Raw genomic sequence first — 16,657 nt, 5'->3', positions numbered from 1 at the left:
AGCATATATTTTTTTTAAAAATAAATTAAATATAATAAATAATAAATGATGTGGAAAGATATATAGTAGTAAATTTAAAGGAGGAATATAGAATGGAAAATAATATGGCTATGGAGTATCCAATGTTTTGTTATCAATGTGAACAAACAGCAGGGGGAAAAGGATGTACTAAGATGGGGGTATGTGGAAAAACACCAGAAGTAGCCAATCTACAAGATTTATTAATATTTCAGTTAAAAGGAATAAGTTGTTATGCAAATGAACTTATAAAAAAAGGAGAAAATGTTGATAAATCAATAATAGCTTTTATTGAAGATTGTTTATTTACAACATTGACAAATGTAAATTTTGATGCAGATAATCATGTTAAGTTATTAAGAGAATCTCAAAAAATAAAAGATGATTTAAAGAAGAAGGTTGGTAAGATTAAAAATGATACAGCTCATGTAACTTATACATTAAGAGAAACAAAAGCAGAAATGCTTGAAGATTCAAAAATAGCAGGAATTATGTATGATCAAGATTTAGATCCTGACATACGTTCATTAAGACAAACAATTGTATATGGATTAAAAGGTATAAGTGCTTATGGGCATCAAGCAAGATATTTAGGTTATTATGATGATCAAGTAGATAATTTTTATGTAAGAGCTTTGGAAGCAACAACAGATGATAGTTTATCAGTAGAGGAGCTTATAAGATGGACTATGAGAACTGGTGATATGAGTATTGCTGTAATGAAAAAATTAGATGAAGCAAATAATGAAGTATATGAACATCCTTCACCACATAAAGTAGATGTAAAGATTAAAAAGGGTCCTTTCATTATAGTTTCTGGTCATGACTTAAGAGATTTAGAGCAACTATTAGAACAAACTGAAGGAAAAGGTATAAACATATATACTCATGGAGAAATGCTACCTTCACATGGTTATCCAGGATTAAAGAAATATCCGCATTTGATTGGAAATTACGGAGGTGCATGGCAAGATCAACAAAAAGAATTTGATGGTATTCCTGGATGTATACTAATGACTACCAATTGTCTTATGAGACCAAGAGAAACATATAAGGATAGAATATTTACAACTAATGTTGTTGGATGGGATGGAGTTATAAATATACCAAAAGGAAAAGATGGTAAAAAAGATTTTACACCAATAATTGAAAAAGCATTAGAATTAGGTGGTTTTGAAGAAGACCAAGAACCACATGAAATTACTGTAGGATTTGGTCATCATGCAACTTTAAGTAATGCAGAAGCTATTGTAGAGGCAGTAAAGGATGGAAAAATAAGACACTTCTTTTTAATAGGAGGTTGTGATGGAGCAAGACTAGGTAGAAATTATTATACTGAATTTGCAAAGAAGGTACCTGATGATTGTATAATTCTTACTTTAGCATGTGGAAAGTATAGATTTAATAAATTAGATTTTGGTGAAGTAGCAGGTTTACCTAGATTATTAGATGTAGGACAATGTAATGATGCTTATTCAGCAGTTAGAATTGCAACAGCTCTTGCAGATGCATTTGGAACAGATGTAAATGGATTACCATTATCTTTTATTATTTCATGGTATGAACAAAAAGCAGTAGCAGATCTTTTGGCTTTATTGTCTCTTGGGGTAAAAGGAATATTTTTAGGGCCAACATTGCCAGCATTTTTAAGTCCTAACGTACTTCAATATCTTGTTGATACTTTTAATTTAAGACCTATAAGCACTGCAGAAGATGATTTAAAAACTTGTTTACAACAAGGAGTTTAATTTAAAGTTATTAAAAAAGTGATTGTTTTAGACTTAGAAAATAAGCTATAAAACAATCACTTTAATTACATAACGAAAAGATAAAGATATAAACTAAGAGGAATTTTAATTTGCGTAACAATTGTTACATAAGTTTTAATCATAGGAAGCTATACTAATATCATAGAAGATAAGAAAATTATAAAAAGGAGAAAAACAAATGAGTTTATTTTTAGGTAAAATACATTTTTGGTTATTTAATAAGGTATTATGGTTTGAAGGTTTAGAGGATGAAATTATAAAGTTAGCACAAGAAGAAGGTTTAAATGTGGAAGCATTAAGCGCTGAAATTAATGCTAAGTATGGACAAAAAACTGAAAATAAAAATTTAGAAGAAATAATAGACACAAGTAATATTCATGGATGGTTACAAAATAAAATTCATAGTGCAGAAGGAAGAATGGCAGCATGGACAAAAGCTATCTTAGAAAATAATGAAGCTGCAATTGGAAAATTAGAAAGTGTATATGCTAATCAAGGAATAAAAGCAGCTAAAGAAGTGAAAGAAGAAAAGGACATTATTAGTGCTAAAGAAATATATGATAGCATAAATGATTATATTCTTGATGGTATGCCTTGTGACAGAGTTAATGAAGTTATAATAGCTGAAGAAGACAAAGTGCAATGGAAAAGAAGAATATGTGTACATAAAGATATTTGGCAAAAAGAATCAATGGATGTGTCTGTATTCTATCAATTAAGAAATATATGGATAAAAGCATTTGTTCAAGAAATAAATAGTCAATATGAATATGTTGAAATAGATGAAAGTACAATGGAAATAAATAAAAAGTAATGAGGAATAAAGATATGAATGCTATAGAATTAATGAATGAAGAACATAAAAATATACTAAGAATCATTAAAGTTGTAAGGAAGGTATGTTTCAACATAATGAAGGGTACAGAAATTAATTATAAAGATTTAGAAGATATAATTGAATTCATTAGAAATTATGCTGATAGTCATCATCATAAAAAAGAAGAAGACATATTATTTAATAGGATTACTGAAAATTTAGGTCAGTTAGGAGAAAAGCTTGTAAAGCATGGAATGCTTGTGGAGCATGATTATGGAAGATTTTATATAAGTAATTTAGTTGAAGCTATTGAAAAGGTAAAAGGTGGCGATGAAGAAGCTAAGCTAGATATAATAGCAAATGCTATTTCATATACTCATCTAATGGAAAGACATATTGATAAGGAAGATAGGGTAGTATATACTTTTGCAGAAAGAAATTTAAAAGAAAATATATTAGATGAAATCAATAGTGAATGTTTAAAATTTGAAGATGATAATGAAACTGTAAAAAATAAATATTTAGAAATCTTAAGTAAATTAGAAGCCAAATATATTATGTAATGATAAGGTAGCAGAAGAGTAAATATCTGCTACCTTATTATTAATAATTAGAATCTAAAATCTCTTTTACCATCATTTAATTCACTCAAATGCTCCAGTACTATTTTCCTAACTTTTTCATTAGGTATTTTTTTAATTTCTGTAGCAATTACTTTTTCTCCATTTTCTTTTGTAATAGGAGAAGCATAATCTTCTAAATACTCCTTTAAAGTCATAAGGGCATTTGGTAAGCAGCAATTGGCTATTTGACCACTTTTCACAAGACTCATAAATCTATCGCCAGTTCTGCCTTCTCTGTAGCAGGCTGTACAGAAGCTAGGTATATGTCCCATTTCCAATAGCCAATTTACAATCTCGTCTAAAGTTCTGTCATCACTTATATCAAACTGAGCAGAGCTTTCCTCTTTTTTTTCTTTATTTACATATCCTCCAACGCTTGTACAAGAAGCACCACTTAATTGAGATACTCCAAGCTCTAATACTTTTTCTCTAGTTTTTTGTGACTCTCTAGTGGAAACTATTAAGCCAGTGTAAGGCACTGCAATTCTTAACACAGCAACTATCTTAGCAAAAATTTCATCAGAAATGGCATTGGCAAATTCATCAGGATTAATATCGTCAGCAGGTCTTATTCTTGGCACACTTATGGTATGAGGACCAACCCCCTTAGCTGCTTCCAAATGCTCAGCATGCATTAAAAGACCTACAAAATCATATCTATAAAGATTTAATCCAAATAATACTCCACAGCCAACATCATCAATACCACCATCCATGGCTCTATCCATTGCTTCTGTATGATAAGCATAATCATGTTTAGGACCAGTTGGGTGTAATTCTTCATAAGCTTCTTTATTGTAAGTTTCTTGGAATAAAATATATGTTCCTATACCGGCTTCCTTTAATTTTTTATAGTTTTCTACTGTAGTGGCAGCTATATTCACATTTACTCTTCTAATAGCTCCATTTTTATGCTTAATGCTATAAATTGTTTTTATGCTTTCAAGTACATATTCTATAGGATTATTAATGGGATCTTCACCAGTTTCTAAGGCAAGCCTTTTATGTCCCATATCTTGTAGTGCTATTACTTCTCTTTTTATTTCCTCTTGAGTAAGTTTCTTTCTAGGTATATGTTTATTTTTAAAATGATAAGGACAATATGTGCAGCCATTTACGCAATAATTTGATAAATATAGAGGTGCAAACATAACAATTCTATTACCATAAAATTTTTCTTTTATTTCTTTGGCTAAACTATAAATTTTATTATTTTCTTCTTCTAAATCACATTCAAGAAGTACAGCAGCTTCTCTATGGCTAAGGCCTTTACAATTTCTAGCCTTTTCAATTAGTTCATTGATTAATGTTTTATTATTTTTATTTTCTTCTGCATATTTAAGTGTTTCAAGTATTTCCTCATGATTTATAAACTCAGTTGCTTTATTTGATTTTACATTATACATATTTAAACATCTTCTTTCTTTAATAGTTTATTTAAAATTCTATTCTTTAATGTATACTAATTTACTTTAAATTACATATAAGTAAATTTTATCATAAAAAGTTACTTATATCAAAAGTTATAATAAGTAATAAATTATAGAAAAATAGTTTATTTTTACATAGATTTGTTAATAATAGATTTTGAAAGGAGAGATGTAATGTGGATTTAGAAAAAACATTCTTAAAAGCTTTTCTTAAAAACTTTGAAGAAGAATCATTTATTGTGAATTTATGGGATGGTGAAAAAGTAATTGTAGGAGAAGGTGAGCCTCAGTTTACCATTAATATAAAAAATCCTTTAAAAAAGAAGGATTTAATAAATAGTACGTCCTTAGCTTTTGGAGAAGCATACATGAATGGTAATGTTGAATTTGAAGGGGATTTATATACTATACTTGATGTGATTTTAAGGCATATTAATAAATTTAGTACTAAATTTGAAAACTTACCTCAAATTTTTCACAAAGTAACTAATAAGTCTAAGCAGAAAGAAGAAGTAACGTCACATTATGATATAGGAAATGATTTTTATAGCTTATGGCTTGATAAGACTTTAAGCTATTCTTGTGGGTATTTTCAAAATAACAATGATTCTTTATATGATGCGCAAATGAATAAAATAAATCATATATTAAAAAAACTTAATTTAAAAGATGGGTTATCTTTGCTTGATATAGGCTGTGGATGGGGAGGATTACTTATTGAGGCAGCTAAGCAGTACAAAGTAAAAGGACTAGGTATTACTTTAAGTGAAGAGCAGTATATTAAGTTTAAAGAACGTATAAAAGAAGAACATTTAGAAGAATATTTAGAAGTAAGATTAATGGATTATAGAGATTTAAAAAAATCTAAGATGAAGTTTGATAGAATTGTAAGCGTAGGAATGCTAGAACATGTAGGCAGATCAAATTATGATTTGTTTTTTGAAAATGTTGATGCAGTTTTAAAGGAAAGTGGTTTATTTCTATTACATTACATAAGCGGAATAAAAGAAAGTGAAGGAGATGCTTGGATTAAAAAATACATTTTTCCAGGAGGAGTGATTCCAACATTGAGAGAGATAATATATATTTCAGCAGAATATAATTATCATACTATAGATGTTGAGAGTCTTAGGATGCATTATACAAGAACACTTTTGGAATGGTATAAAAATTTCCAGAATAATAAAGACAAAGTTAAGGAAATGTTTGATGAGAAGTTTATTAGAATGTGGAGCCTATATCTTTGTTCTTGTGCAGCTGCATTTAATAATGGTGTAGTGGATCTTCATCAAATTTTATTTAGTAAAGGAATTAATAATAATTTACCAAGTACAAGAAAATATTTGTATGTAAAAGAATAAATATTTTATCAATAAATTATTAAAAAGCATAAATTAGAAAGTGAAATACTTTATTGAGGTAACAAATATTGGAATTAAAGGATTATATTTTGGTGTGGAAAAAGGATATAAATGTTGGTATTATACACAATTTAAAGGAAATTATTTATTTCATTCAATAATATATAATTTAGATGGAAGCATACGTGATGGTAGGTTAGGTATGAAGCTATCTGATGGATGTATAAGATTGGCAAAAGTTAATGCAAAATGGATATATGATAATGTTCCAGCTGGTAGCACAGTATATATTGAATAAGGGGAAAATGTCAAGATGAGCCTAAAAATGGCTCATCTTTTATTTTAACTCTGTTAAGTGATTCCAATATCTTTTAGGCATATATTGACGTCTAAGCTTTGGATTTTCTCGTTCTTTTATATTAACAGAGGAATAAAAAGTCTTCCAAAGATTTTCAAAGTAGCCATCGCTGTTACTATTTAAAAAGATATTAGCATCTTCTTTATTAAATTCTGTAATAGTAACATTTTTTTTATTATAAATAATGGCTGTATTTCTTTTTAAATCGTGTATTATAAAATTCTGATCAGAAAATCTCTTTGTAAAATGATTAATTAATAATGGAAGAATATTATGATCAGGTTCAATACTAGCATAAAAGTTTAGAGGTGTTATTTCTTTAAAGCGAACAAAACCAGTAAATCTATGGGCTTCGCAAGTAACACGACGGCTATATTTATCCACTAAAATAATTATATCATTGTTTTTAGCTAAATTAATGCTAGCACCGTAAGAATAGCAAAGCTTAAGATAATTTAGCACTAAGGTATCAGTTTCTTTTATGTCACTTAAGTACAAATGATATATTTTTATTAAAACTGAATTATCAAGTTTTGTTAGTATACTATTATATACACGTTCAAACTTATCTATTTCTGTTTTCACTTCTAATACTTCATTAAGTAATGAAGGAAGATAATCCTTATTTTTTGTTATGATGGAATCTTTTTCAGTATAAGCATAAAAAATAGCTGTAAATAATCCTTCAAAGCTATTATCATATACAAATTCTTTCAATATATCATCTCCTATAATTCACCTGTTAAAGATGTAGATTTATCATTTAACAAAAGAAGCTTATTATTTTCGCTTATAGAAGGAGCATCAAAGAAGCTAATTTGTTCTATATCTTCATCTATATAATTTAAATCTACTTTTGGCTTTAAGGCTTTTTTTATTTTAAGTTCATCAAAACTTACAGCACCAAAATATTTTCCGCGGCAAGTTATAAAATATTGTGCTCTCTTTAAAACTATTCCTAGTTTTTTTAAATCTAAAAAATCTAAGGAATTAACTCTTCTTGCACTAACTATTTTTTTAGCACCACGTATACCGATACCTGGTACTCTAATAAGCATTTCATATGGTGCTTTGTTAATTTCCACTGGAAAAAGATGAATATTGTTTAAAGCATAAGTAGTTTTTGGATCAAAATTAATATCAAAATTAGGATTGGCTTCATTTAATAACTCATTAGAATTAAAGCCATAAACTCTTAATAACCAATCACCTTGATATAACCTATGTTCTCTTAAAGTAGGTGGATTTTTTATATCAGGAAGATTTTTACCACTATTTACAGGAACATAAGCAGAGTAATAGACTCTTTTTAAAGCAAACTTATTATAGAGATTTTCAGAAAGTGTAAGGATATTTAAATCCGTTTCTTTTGTGGCTCCAACAATAAGCTGAGTACTTTGTCCGCCTGGTACAAAAATAGAAGAGTTTTTATACTTTCTACGTTCCTCTTTATTAATAATTATTTGATTTTTTATGTTCTTTATAGGTTTGAAAATTTCTTCTTTATTTTTTTCAGGTGCAAGTAGTTTTAAGGATTTATCAGAAGGGAGTTCTAAATTTACACTCATTCTATCCACAAGTCTGCCAGCTTTATTTATAAGTTCTTCATCAGCACCAGGAATAGCTTTTAAATGAATATACCCTCCAAAGTTATGCTCATTCCTTAATTTTTCAACTACTTCAGTAAGTATTTCCATAGTAAAATTAGCGTTTTTTATTATAGCAGAACTTAAAAATAATCCCTCAATATAATTACGTCTGTAAAAGTTCATAGTAAGATTCACTACTTCATCAGCTGTAAAAGTAGCTCTTTCAACATCATTAGATCTTCTGTTAATGCAGTAAGAGCAATCGTAGATGCAGCAATTAGTTAAGAGTATTTTTAATAGCGAAATACATCTACCATCAGGTGTAAAGCTATGACATATTCCACTAGAAGATGCAGAACCAAGGCTTCCTTTCTTTCCACCTCTGTTTGAACCAGAAGAAGAGCAAGAAACATCGCATTTAGCAGCTCCACTAAGGATTCTTAATTTTTCACTTAATTCCATATACATCACCACTTTTATATTATTAATAAAATTATAACTTAAGTGCTGTTTAAGAACAAGTGTTCTGATGAAGGAAAGTAAGTATTTATTATGGAATGAAAGAATTAAAATGGAAAAGTTACTTATTTGAAAGTTGTATACGAATAAATATTAAGTCATAGCATAAAGCAGAATTGAATAATAATAAGTATATAATAGCAGAGCTGTAATCATACAGCTTTTTAATATTTTGGAGGGAATTATGGGATTTAAAGAAGATATTAGAAAGTTTAATGAAAATCATAAGATGAATACAGTAAAGATTGGAGGAAGTAATTTTAATTATATACTTTCAGGTAATGGAGAGAAAAAGGTTGTATTATTTACTGGAGGAAGTGGCTTATATGAAGGATTTTATCGGCATATACAATTGCTGGAGAAAAAGTATACGGTAGTAGCTTTTGATTATCCAAAGGGGAAAGAAAATATTTATCAGTTAATTAATAGTGTTGCAGAATTTTTGAAGAGTATAAATTTTAACAAATCTTATTTAATTGGAGAATCATTAGGTGGATTAGTAACAGAGTTATTTATGAAAGAACATCCAGAAATGATAGAAGGTGTGGTGCTTACTAACACTGGAACTATAACTAGAAATATCTCTAATACCATAAGAAAAGAAGTTATTGATGGAATAAAATCTGCAATTAAGACTGTACAGATGACACCTGCATATATCTTAAAGTCAGCAGTAATAAAAAAGGCCTTAAAAAAGATTAAAGATGATTTTGATGGTACCATTGATAGCACATATGCTAAGGAATATGTAACATATCTTATGGAAAAAGTAAGTAAGGAAAAAGCTATATATCTATGTGGTATTGCTTTAGATTTTGCTGAAAATGTAACTTTTGATAAAGGAGATTTTAAAGATTTTAAAGGAGATATATGTATAATAAACACCAATGATGATGAGGTTTTTGATGAAAGAATTAAAGCTGAATTAAAGAAACTATTTGAAGATAGTATTAGTAAAACAATAAAAAATGGTGGACATGCATCATTTTTATTTAGACCAGAAGAGTATGTAAGGATGTTAGAAGATATAATCATTTAATAATTTATGAGTATTAGAAAAAGATATTAATAACTAGCTTGTTGCTAATTATTAATGTCTTTTTTTAATCACATTTTAAATAAAAAAATAATACTATAATATGCAAACCCATTTTTGTTTATGAATATGTACAGTATCATAATGTTTAATTATTCGAGAAAGATTAAGTAACCAGCTAAAAAACAAGGTCATAATAAAGTAGAAAATAAAATTCCATTAAATTAATAATAACTTTCTATTATTATTGGGGGAAGGTTTTATGATTATAGACAACGGAATTAATGAGGAAACGATTCTTCATGTGTGGAATTGGTCATTTAAAACCATAAAAGAAAATATCAAGGAAATAGTTAATGCAGGATATACTTGGATACAAATATCTCCAGTTCAAGGTACAAAAGATAAAAGTTTAGTAGTTAAGGATTGGTGGATGTTATATCAGCCAATTAATTTTAAAATAGGTAACTTTCAAATAGGAAGTAGATCAGAATTTATTGAAATGTGTGCAGAAGCTCATAGGTATGGATTAAAAGTAATGGTAGATGTGATATTAAATCACATGGCTAATAGAGGTGGAGGTAGTGATAGTAATTTCCCACATGAGACAGTTGAATCATTTATTAGAGATGACATTAATTTTTGGCATGAAAGAAAAAAAGTAGAGAATTGGAATGATAGATGGCAAGTTACTCATTGGTGTATAGGGCTTCCAGATCTAAACACATCCAATCACATGCTTCAAGATATGATTATAGATTTTCTAAATGACGTTATTGAATGTGGTGCAGATGGGCTAAGATTTGACGCAGCTAAGCATATTGAACTACCTGAAGATCCAGGTGGAAGTGATTTTTGGCCAAGAGTTATACAATCATTAAAAAATAAAGAAAAATTGTTTTTATATGGAGAAGTATTGCAGTGCGGAGCATCAAATTATGAAAAGTATACAAAATATATGAGATTATCAGCAGAAGGTTATAGTTATGCTATAAGGAGAAGTGTTGGTTATAAAGCAGAAAAAAATATTAATAATGCTAAAGAATATCAAGTACCTTATGGTGTTAATGGATCAAACTTAGTGACCTGGGTAGAATCTCATGATGATTATGCCAGTGATATTGAAAAAAGTTTTGCATTAAGTGAATGGCAGATAAAGATGGGATGGGCAATAATTGCAGCACGAAGTGAATCAATACCATTATTTTTCAATAGGCCTAAAGGTAAAATGTGGCTTGAAGGGACTATGGGAGAGGCAGGAAATGATTTCTGGAAAAGTAGTGAAATTGTTGCAATAAATAAATTTAGGTTAAAAATGAAAGGGGAAAAGGAAAATATCATTACTTTAGGCAATAATCTAATGATTATTGAAAGAGGTAATAAAGGTGTAATAATGATTAATATTGGTCAGCGCTACCATATAAATATATATACTAGTTTAAAGGATGGCATGTATAAAGATAAAATTTCAGAAAAAGTATTCTATGTAAGAGATGGACAATTAAATGGAACTGTTGAAGAAGGAAAAATCTCAATAATATATCATGAAGTGGACGAAGATTTCATAGCAGAAGATATATATTATCTTCGTGATAATAAGGTGTTTTTCACAAATCCTTTAAGATGGAATAAACCAAGAGTATATATATATAAGGAAGTAAATCATAAAGCTATAGAGCTATCACAATGGCCAGGAAGAGAAATGTATAGAGAAGGAGAAAATATATATAGTTATCCAATTGAAGATTATTGGAGTAGCGGAAGAGTTATATTTACCAATGGTATTAGTCAGATACCTGAGTTTGCTAAAGAAGGATTGCTTATTTTAAAGAATAAATAAAATTTTAAAGTGTAACTTTATCTAAGTGTATGGTTATTTAGGAACTATAAACTTAGATAGAGTTGTTTTTTATTTATACATATTAAATAAAATGAAAAAATTTTAGTGAGTATCATAGAAAGAAAAATAATTAATATACTTTACTAAAACTAAATGAAGGAAGTGTTTAGTATGGCTATATTCAATAAAGAAGAAGGTTCAAAGATTATACTTACAGACCATAAGCTTATTATAAAAAAAGGTATTATAAAAAAGACATTTAAAAGACGAAAGATAAAGAGTATAAAAATCACAGAGGATTTTAAAATAAGTATTTTATATGGTAATAATATATATTCAATAATTATAGATAGGATAAATGAAGAAGAACTTCAGAGAATTAAGGAAATATTTGATGTGTTAAATAAAGAAAAAATACTTTTCTATTCTGAAGATAATAGGGTAAAGGAAAAGAGTTATATATTCATATGTATACTATTTTGGGGCTTATCAATTTTAAGTGGTTTTAAGATGATTTCTTTACAATATATTTTATTTGTTATAGGATTAGGGTATTTTATTGGTTTTTTATATATTAAATTGACACTACAATATAGTTATAAAGTACTATATAAGGCAAATACTAACGAATTTATAATTAAATACGGAATAAATAAGCAGATGAAAATATTTCTTAATGATGAACAATATAAGATAAAATATGATAGAGAAAAGCATAAATATTTGCTCAGGAAAAATAATAAAAAAATCATAAGTTTTTATAATGGAGTTATTTATCCTCTTTATTATAAAGACCATTTAAATAAGATGATGAAAGAAAAATTGGATATAGATTAATGAAATGTAATAAAATTAGGAAGGAGCTACAGCTTCTTCCTAATTTTTTACTTAGTAAAGTATGCAACACCAATACTTCCAGGGCCAACATGTAGCCCGATTATTGGTCCAATAGTATCAATTTGCACGTCTACACCTAATTGTTTTTTTATTTTTGCTGCTAGGCTAAGTCCTTCATCTTGACAATTTATATGATGGACAATAACTCCACCTAATTCTTTACCTTGCAAATCATTAACTAATGTAGTAACAAGAGTATCTACTGCTTTTTTCTTAGTTCTAACTTTGGTAAATACAGTAGTTTTTCCATCACAAACTGTTAGTATAGGTTTTATTTGAAAAAGAGTACCTAAAAGGGCTGAAGCTCCACCAATTCTTCCACCTTTTTTTAGATAGTCTAATGTATCAGGTGTAAATAAAAATCTGCTGTTATTAATAACAGAAGTACATACATCAATTACTTCCTCCATGGATTTACCAGCTGCTGCTGCTTTTGCAGCTTCAATGGCTACATATCCCATCTGCATACAGTTGCTTCTAGAATCAACAATTTCTATATGAGCAGTTGGATACTTTTCTAAAAGCATATTTTTTATAAGGTTAGCACTAGATACAGTACCGCTCATATCTGAAGAGATAAAAATACCAACTATAGAATTACCTTCTTTGATTATATTTTCAAAGGTATTATATATTTCATCTGGTGATGGCTGAGAAGATGAAGGGATTTCAGTGCTTTCTTCCATTTTGCTATAAAAAGTTTCATTGTCTAAATCAACTTCTCTTATAGATTCTCCATTCATAATTACGTTAAGAGATACTACAGATATGTCATATTTATTTATAAATTCCTCTGGTATATATGATGTGCTGTCTGTAACAATTTTTATTGCCATATATAGAGTCCTCCTCGTTATTCTTTTTAATTATATAATTATAGCTCAAAAGTTATAAAAAAAATTATTAATTATCAATAATTATCATAAATTTAATATTAATCCTTAGCAAGTACAATTAACAAAATATACTATAATTATATTATATTATATTACATAATTATTATATTTATAGAACAGTTGTCAAATAAATGAGAAAAAAATATTTAATAAACGAACATTATTTTCTTTTCATGAATAGTATAAAATGTAATGTATATTACAAGGAGAATAATGTAAATGAATGGCTATGAACTTATAAGAAAGCTACAGAGCAAGATGCAAGATCCTAATTTTGCTCAAAAGTTTAATAGATTAGCTCAAGAATTAAATAGTATTCCAGGATTACAACAGGAGATAATGAGAATAGCTCAAATCACTAATGAAAGAGAAAGGCAAAAAGCCATAAAAAGATTGCCGGATAATGTAAAAAACTCTGTTGCTGAATTAATTCAGTTATTAAATAATTAAATATATACCAAAAAGTTCCTCAATTAGAGGAGCTTTTACTTAATACTTAATAAATATATATTTGTTAATTAAAATACAAAGAGTAATTGAGTTACTTAGTGTAATAATATATAATAAGAATATATTTTTTAATTTATATAAATATACATATGATTTAAGGAGATATACAGATGAATATAGTTATAGTAGGAGCAGGGAAAGTAGGATATGCCTTGGCCAAATATCTTTCTATAGAAGGTGACAATGTTACTATAATAGATAATAATATTGCTGCTTTAGAAAGAATTAACAACAGTCTAGACGTAATGTGTGTTAAAGGAAATTGTACAAGTTTGAAGGTGCTTAATGAAGCAGGGGTTAAAGATGCAGATTTATTAATTTCTGTAACAAATAGTGATGAATTAAATATGCTTTGTTCTTTAGCTGCTAAAAAATTAGGTACTAAGTATACTATATCAAGAGTAAGAAACCCAGAATATGATGAGGACATAACTTTATTATCAGATGCTGTAGGAATTGACTTAGTAATTAATCCGGAAAAAGCTGCAGCTAATGAAATAGCAAAACTAATAAAGTTCCCATCAGTATGTAGTATAGATGATTTTTCCGAAGGAAAAGTAAATTTAATTGGATTTAAAATTACTCCTAATACTGACTTAGTGGGAAAGAGAATTTCTGAGCTAGGTTCTATTAGAGGTAATATATTATTTTGTGGAGTTGAAAGAAATGATGCAGTAATAATACCTAAAGGTGATTATGTTTTCCAAGTAGATGATAGAATATACGTTATTGGAGAGCATAAAGAAATTCAAGATTTCTTTAAAAGATTAGGAAAATATGAAAAAAGAGTTAAAAATTCAATGATTATTGGTGGAGGTAAGATAAGCTACTATTTAGCTAAGAAAATCAACGACGTTGGTGTAAGCTGCAAAATAATAGAAAAGAATATTAAAAAATGCGAAGAATTAACTGAGTTATTACCAGATTCAATAATAATTAATGGAGATGGTATGGATCAGCAATTGTTAATGTCTGAAAATTTAGGTGAAGTTAATAATTTTATTGCCTTAACTGATAGAGATGAAGATAATATAGTGGCTGCCTTGTTTGCAGCAAATAAGAGTGTTAATAACATTATTACTAAGGTTACAAGAGAAAATCATATCACTATAGCTGAAAGTGTAGGAATTAATTCAATAGTTAGTCCTAAACTTGCAACAGCTAATAAGATAATTAAATATGTAAGATCTCTTAAAGGGCAAAGAAAATACTTAATTGAAAACATGTATATGATTTGTAATGAAAAGGTTGAAGCAATAGAATTTATAGTGGATGAAAATACTAAAAATTTAAATAAAAAGTTCAAGGATATAACAATATCTGATGATATAATTTATGCAACTATAGTTAGAGATGATAAGATAATCATACCTACAGGAGATGACTGCTTAAAAATTAATGATAAAGTAATAGTTGTGTCACAAAATAAGAAGTTTGAAGAGATAATCTTCGGAGGTGACAAATAGCATGAATTATAGAGTAGTACTAAAGCTACTGGGTAATGTATTAAAATACGAAATCTTCCTTTTAATGATTCCATTCTTAGTAGCTTTATATTATGGTGATGGAGACGCATTATCATTTTTTATAACAATGGTGCTTATGTTACCTATAATGATTTTCTTATGTAATATTAGGACTGATAAGGAAGAAATATATGCAAAAGAAGGATTCCTAACAGTAGGATTAGCATGGATATTAATTTCAGTAGTAGGTGCACTTCCTTTTGTAATCAGTGGGGCAATTCCTTCATTTATTGATGCATTTTTTGAAACATCATCAGGTTTTACAACAACAGGAGCTTCTATATTAACAGAAATTGAATCACTTCCAAGAGGAATATTGTTTTGGAGAAGTTTTACCCATTGGATTGGAGGAATGGGATTCCTAATATTTATACTGGCATTAATACCATCATTATCAACTAATACAATATTTTTATTAAAAGCAGAAAGTCCAGGACCTAATCCAGGTAAAATAGTTCCTAAAATAAAAGAAACAGCAAAAATATTATATATGATTTATTTTATTATGACAGTGATAGAAACCATACTGCTTATGATGGCAGGATTATCACTATATGATGCTTTAATTCATGCATTAGGAACTGCAGGTACAGGTGGTTTTTCTAATATGAATAGCAGTGTTGCATCATTTAATAATCCAGCAGTTGAATGGATTATAACAATATTTATGTTGCTGTTTGGAGTTAACTTTGTGTTATATTTCCAAATGTTTAAAGGAGATTTTAAAAGCGTATTTAAATCTGAAGAGCTTAAATATTATATATTAATGGTAGTGGTATCAATTGTCCTTATTACAATAAATATAATTGATTTTAATGGAGGAAATATTGGTCTTTCAATTAGAGAATCATCATTCCAAGTTGCTTCAGTTATAACCACTACAGGATATGCCACAACAGACTTTAATCTATGGCCTACTTTTAGTAAAATCATATTAACATTACTAATGTTTGCTGGTGCCATGGCAGGATCAACAGGTGGAGGAATTAAAACCGTAAGAATAGTTTTAATTTTAAAAGCTATTAAAAGAGAAATAGATAAAATATTACATCCAAAGAGAATACAAAGAGTAAAAATGGATGGAAAAGTAGTTGAAGAAGAAGTAGTTTCAGGGGTATTATTATTTATTGGATCATACATAGTCATATCATTAATTGCTATTTTTATAGTAGCTTTAGATGGATTTGACTTAGTAACAACTACAACATCAGTTATTGCAACTATAAGTAACATAGGACCTGGATTTGAAATGGTGGGAGCTACAGGTAACTTTGCAGCCTTTTCACCTTTAAGTAAGATTGTTTTATCTTTCTGTATGTTAGCAGGAAGGCTGGAAATATATCCAATGCTAATTTTATTTAGCCCATCAATTTGGAGAAAAAAATACTAATTTATAAAAAAATCACACAGCTATGGCTGTGTGATTTTTTACAGACTGTTGACAAAGTGTCAACAGTCTTTAATTTTA

The 16,657-nt window shown here is 28.2% G+C and carries 14 protein-coding genes and 1 pseudogene; 11 read left to right on the top strand and 4 right to left on the bottom strand.

Going from position 1 to position 16,657, the window contains the following annotated elements; all coding sequences use genetic code 11:
- The first annotated feature begins 92 nt into the window (after positions 1-92).
- The 3 genes from hcp (at position 93) to Q5O44_RS02455 (ending at position 3,167) form a co-directional block, all read left to right on the top strand.
- Positions 93-1,766, top strand: a complete 1,674-nt coding sequence (hcp, locus tag Q5O44_RS02465; RefSeq protein WP_022166803.1) for a hydroxylamine reductase — start codon at positions 93-95, stop codon at positions 1,764-1,766.
- Positions 1,767-1,965: 199 nt separating this feature from the next.
- The gene (locus Q5O44_RS02460; protein WP_022166802.1) at positions 1,966-2,601 is read left to right on the top strand and encodes a hypothetical protein; all 636 of its coding nucleotides are present in this window, start codon (positions 1,966-1,968) and stop codon (positions 2,599-2,601) included.
- A 14-nt stretch (positions 2,602-2,615) separates the two neighbouring features.
- Positions 2,616-3,167 (top strand): hemerythrin-like protein, encoded by a 552-nt coding sequence (locus Q5O44_RS02455; protein ID WP_022166801.1) that lies wholly within the window; start codon positions 2,616-2,618, stop codon positions 3,165-3,167.
- 47 nt (positions 3,168-3,214) lie between these two features.
- On the opposite strand, the gene hydG is transcribed toward Q5O44_RS02455, so the two are convergent.
- Entirely contained in the window at positions 3,215-4,633 is a 1,419-nt protein-coding gene (gene hydG / locus Q5O44_RS02450; protein WP_022166800.1) for a [FeFe] hydrogenase H-cluster radical SAM maturase HydG, read from the bottom strand.
- Positions 4,634-4,833: 200 nt separating this feature from the next.
- Between hydG and Q5O44_RS02445 the strand changes: the two genes are divergently transcribed.
- The gene (locus Q5O44_RS02445) at positions 4,834-6,018 is read left to right on the top strand and encodes a cyclopropane-fatty-acyl-phospholipid synthase family protein (protein WP_022166799.1); all 1,185 of its coding nucleotides are present in this window, start codon (positions 4,834-4,836) and stop codon (positions 6,016-6,018) included.
- 67 nt (positions 6,019-6,085) lie between these two features.
- Positions 6,086-6,316 (top strand): annotated as a pseudogene (locus Q5O44_RS02440) (L,D-transpeptidase); the annotation flags it as partial.
- Between the two features lie 39 nt (positions 6,317-6,355).
- Here Q5O44_RS02440 and Q5O44_RS02435 read toward each other — a convergent pair.
- The gene (locus Q5O44_RS02435) at positions 6,356-7,093 is read right to left on the bottom strand and encodes a TIGR03915 family putative DNA repair protein (protein WP_022166797.1); all 738 of its coding nucleotides are present in this window, start codon (positions 7,091-7,093) and stop codon (positions 6,356-6,358) included.
- 11 nt (positions 7,094-7,104) lie between these two features.
- Positions 7,105-8,427 carry a putative DNA modification/repair radical SAM protein gene (locus Q5O44_RS02430; protein WP_022166796.1) on the bottom strand — a complete coding sequence of 441 codons (1,323 nt, stop codon included), beginning with the start codon at positions 8,425-8,427 and terminating at the stop codon, positions 7,105-7,107.
- A 241-nt stretch (positions 8,428-8,668) separates the two neighbouring features.
- Between Q5O44_RS02430 and Q5O44_RS02425 the strand changes: the two genes are divergently transcribed.
- The 3 genes from Q5O44_RS02425 (at position 8,669) to Q5O44_RS02415 (ending at position 12,197) form a co-directional block, all read left to right on the top strand.
- Positions 8,669-9,523: an alpha/beta fold hydrolase gene (locus Q5O44_RS02425; protein WP_022166795.1), complete on the top strand. Its 855-nt coding sequence runs from the start codon at positions 8,669-8,671 to the stop codon at positions 9,521-9,523.
- A gap of 259 nt (positions 9,524-9,782) precedes the next feature.
- Positions 9,783-11,360 (top strand): starch-binding protein, encoded by a 1,578-nt coding sequence (locus tag Q5O44_RS02420; RefSeq protein WP_022166794.1) that lies wholly within the window; start codon positions 9,783-9,785, stop codon positions 11,358-11,360.
- Between the two features lie 171 nt (positions 11,361-11,531).
- Positions 11,532-12,197, top strand: coding sequence for a hypothetical protein (locus tag Q5O44_RS02415; RefSeq protein ID WP_022166793.1), 666 nt, complete (start codon positions 11,532-11,534; stop codon positions 12,195-12,197).
- Between the two features lie 47 nt (positions 12,198-12,244).
- On the opposite strand, the gene Q5O44_RS02410 is transcribed toward Q5O44_RS02415, so the two are convergent.
- Positions 12,245-13,093 carry a DegV family protein gene (locus Q5O44_RS02410; RefSeq protein ID WP_022166792.1) on the bottom strand — a complete coding sequence of 283 codons (849 nt, stop codon included), beginning with the start codon at positions 13,091-13,093 and terminating at the stop codon, positions 12,245-12,247.
- Positions 13,094-13,372: 279 nt separating this feature from the next.
- On the opposite strand from Q5O44_RS02410, the gene Q5O44_RS02405 reads away from it, so the two are divergent.
- The 3 genes from Q5O44_RS02405 (at position 13,373) to Q5O44_RS02395 (ending at position 16,579) form a co-directional block, all read left to right on the top strand.
- Complete coding sequence (locus tag Q5O44_RS02405; protein ID WP_022166791.1) at positions 13,373-13,603, top strand: hypothetical protein; 231 nt, start codon at positions 13,373-13,375, stop codon at positions 13,601-13,603.
- 170 nt (positions 13,604-13,773) lie between these two features.
- Complete coding sequence (gene trkA, locus Q5O44_RS02400) at positions 13,774-15,129, top strand: Trk system potassium transporter TrkA (protein WP_022166790.1); 1,356 nt, start codon at positions 13,774-13,776, stop codon at positions 15,127-15,129.
- A 1-nt stretch (position 15,130) separates the two neighbouring features.
- A complete protein-coding gene (locus Q5O44_RS02395; RefSeq protein WP_022166789.1) occupies positions 15,131-16,579 on the top strand; it encodes a TrkH family potassium uptake protein in 1,449 nt (482 codons plus the stop codon).
- Positions 16,580-16,657 lie beyond the last annotated feature (78 nt).

The sequence above is a fragment of the Clostridium sp. CAG:221 genome, from assembly GCA_000435835.1.
GTDB lineage: Bacteria > Bacillota > Clostridia > Clostridiales > Clostridiaceae > Clostridium.
Note: the sequence above shows the minus strand (reverse complement) of the source record. Positions and strands in the feature narration are given on the sequence as shown.

What these genes read in the sequence shown, in the direction of transcription:
- hcp (WP_022166803.1), top strand. Translation starts at nt 93, where the DNA reads ATGGAAAATAATATGGCTATGGAGTATCCAATGTTTTGTTATCAATGT.
- Q5O44_RS02460 (WP_022166802.1), top strand. Translation starts at nt 1,966, where the DNA reads ATGAGTTTATTTTTAGGTAAAATACATTTTTGGTTATTTAATAAGGTA.
- Q5O44_RS02455 (WP_022166801.1), top strand. Translation starts at nt 2,616, where the DNA reads ATGAATGCTATAGAATTAATGAATGAAGAACATAAAAATATACTAAGA.
- hydG (WP_022166800.1), bottom strand. Translation starts at nt 4,633, where the DNA reads ATGTATAATGTAAAATCAAATAAAGCAACTGAGTTTATAAATCATGAG.
- Q5O44_RS02430 (WP_022166796.1), bottom strand. Translation starts at nt 8,427, where the DNA reads ATGGAATTAAGTGAAAAATTAAGAATCCTTAGTGGAGCTGCTAAATGC.
- Q5O44_RS02425 (WP_022166795.1), top strand. Translation starts at nt 8,669, where the DNA reads ATGGGATTTAAAGAAGATATTAGAAAGTTTAATGAAAATCATAAGATG.
- Q5O44_RS02420 (WP_022166794.1), top strand. Translation starts at nt 9,783, where the DNA reads ATGATTATAGACAACGGAATTAATGAGGAAACGATTCTTCATGTGTGG.
- Q5O44_RS02415 (WP_022166793.1), top strand. Translation starts at nt 11,532, where the DNA reads ATGGCTATATTCAATAAAGAAGAAGGTTCAAAGATTATACTTACAGAC.
- Q5O44_RS02410 (WP_022166792.1), bottom strand. Translation starts at nt 13,093, where the DNA reads ATGGCAATAAAAATTGTTACAGACAGCACATCATATATACCAGAGGAA.
- Q5O44_RS02405 (WP_022166791.1), top strand. Translation starts at nt 13,373, where the DNA reads ATGAATGGCTATGAACTTATAAGAAAGCTACAGAGCAAGATGCAAGAT.
- trkA (WP_022166790.1), top strand. Translation starts at nt 13,774, where the DNA reads ATGAATATAGTTATAGTAGGAGCAGGGAAAGTAGGATATGCCTTGGCC.
- Q5O44_RS02395 (WP_022166789.1), top strand. Translation starts at nt 15,131, where the DNA reads ATGAATTATAGAGTAGTACTAAAGCTACTGGGTAATGTATTAAAATAC.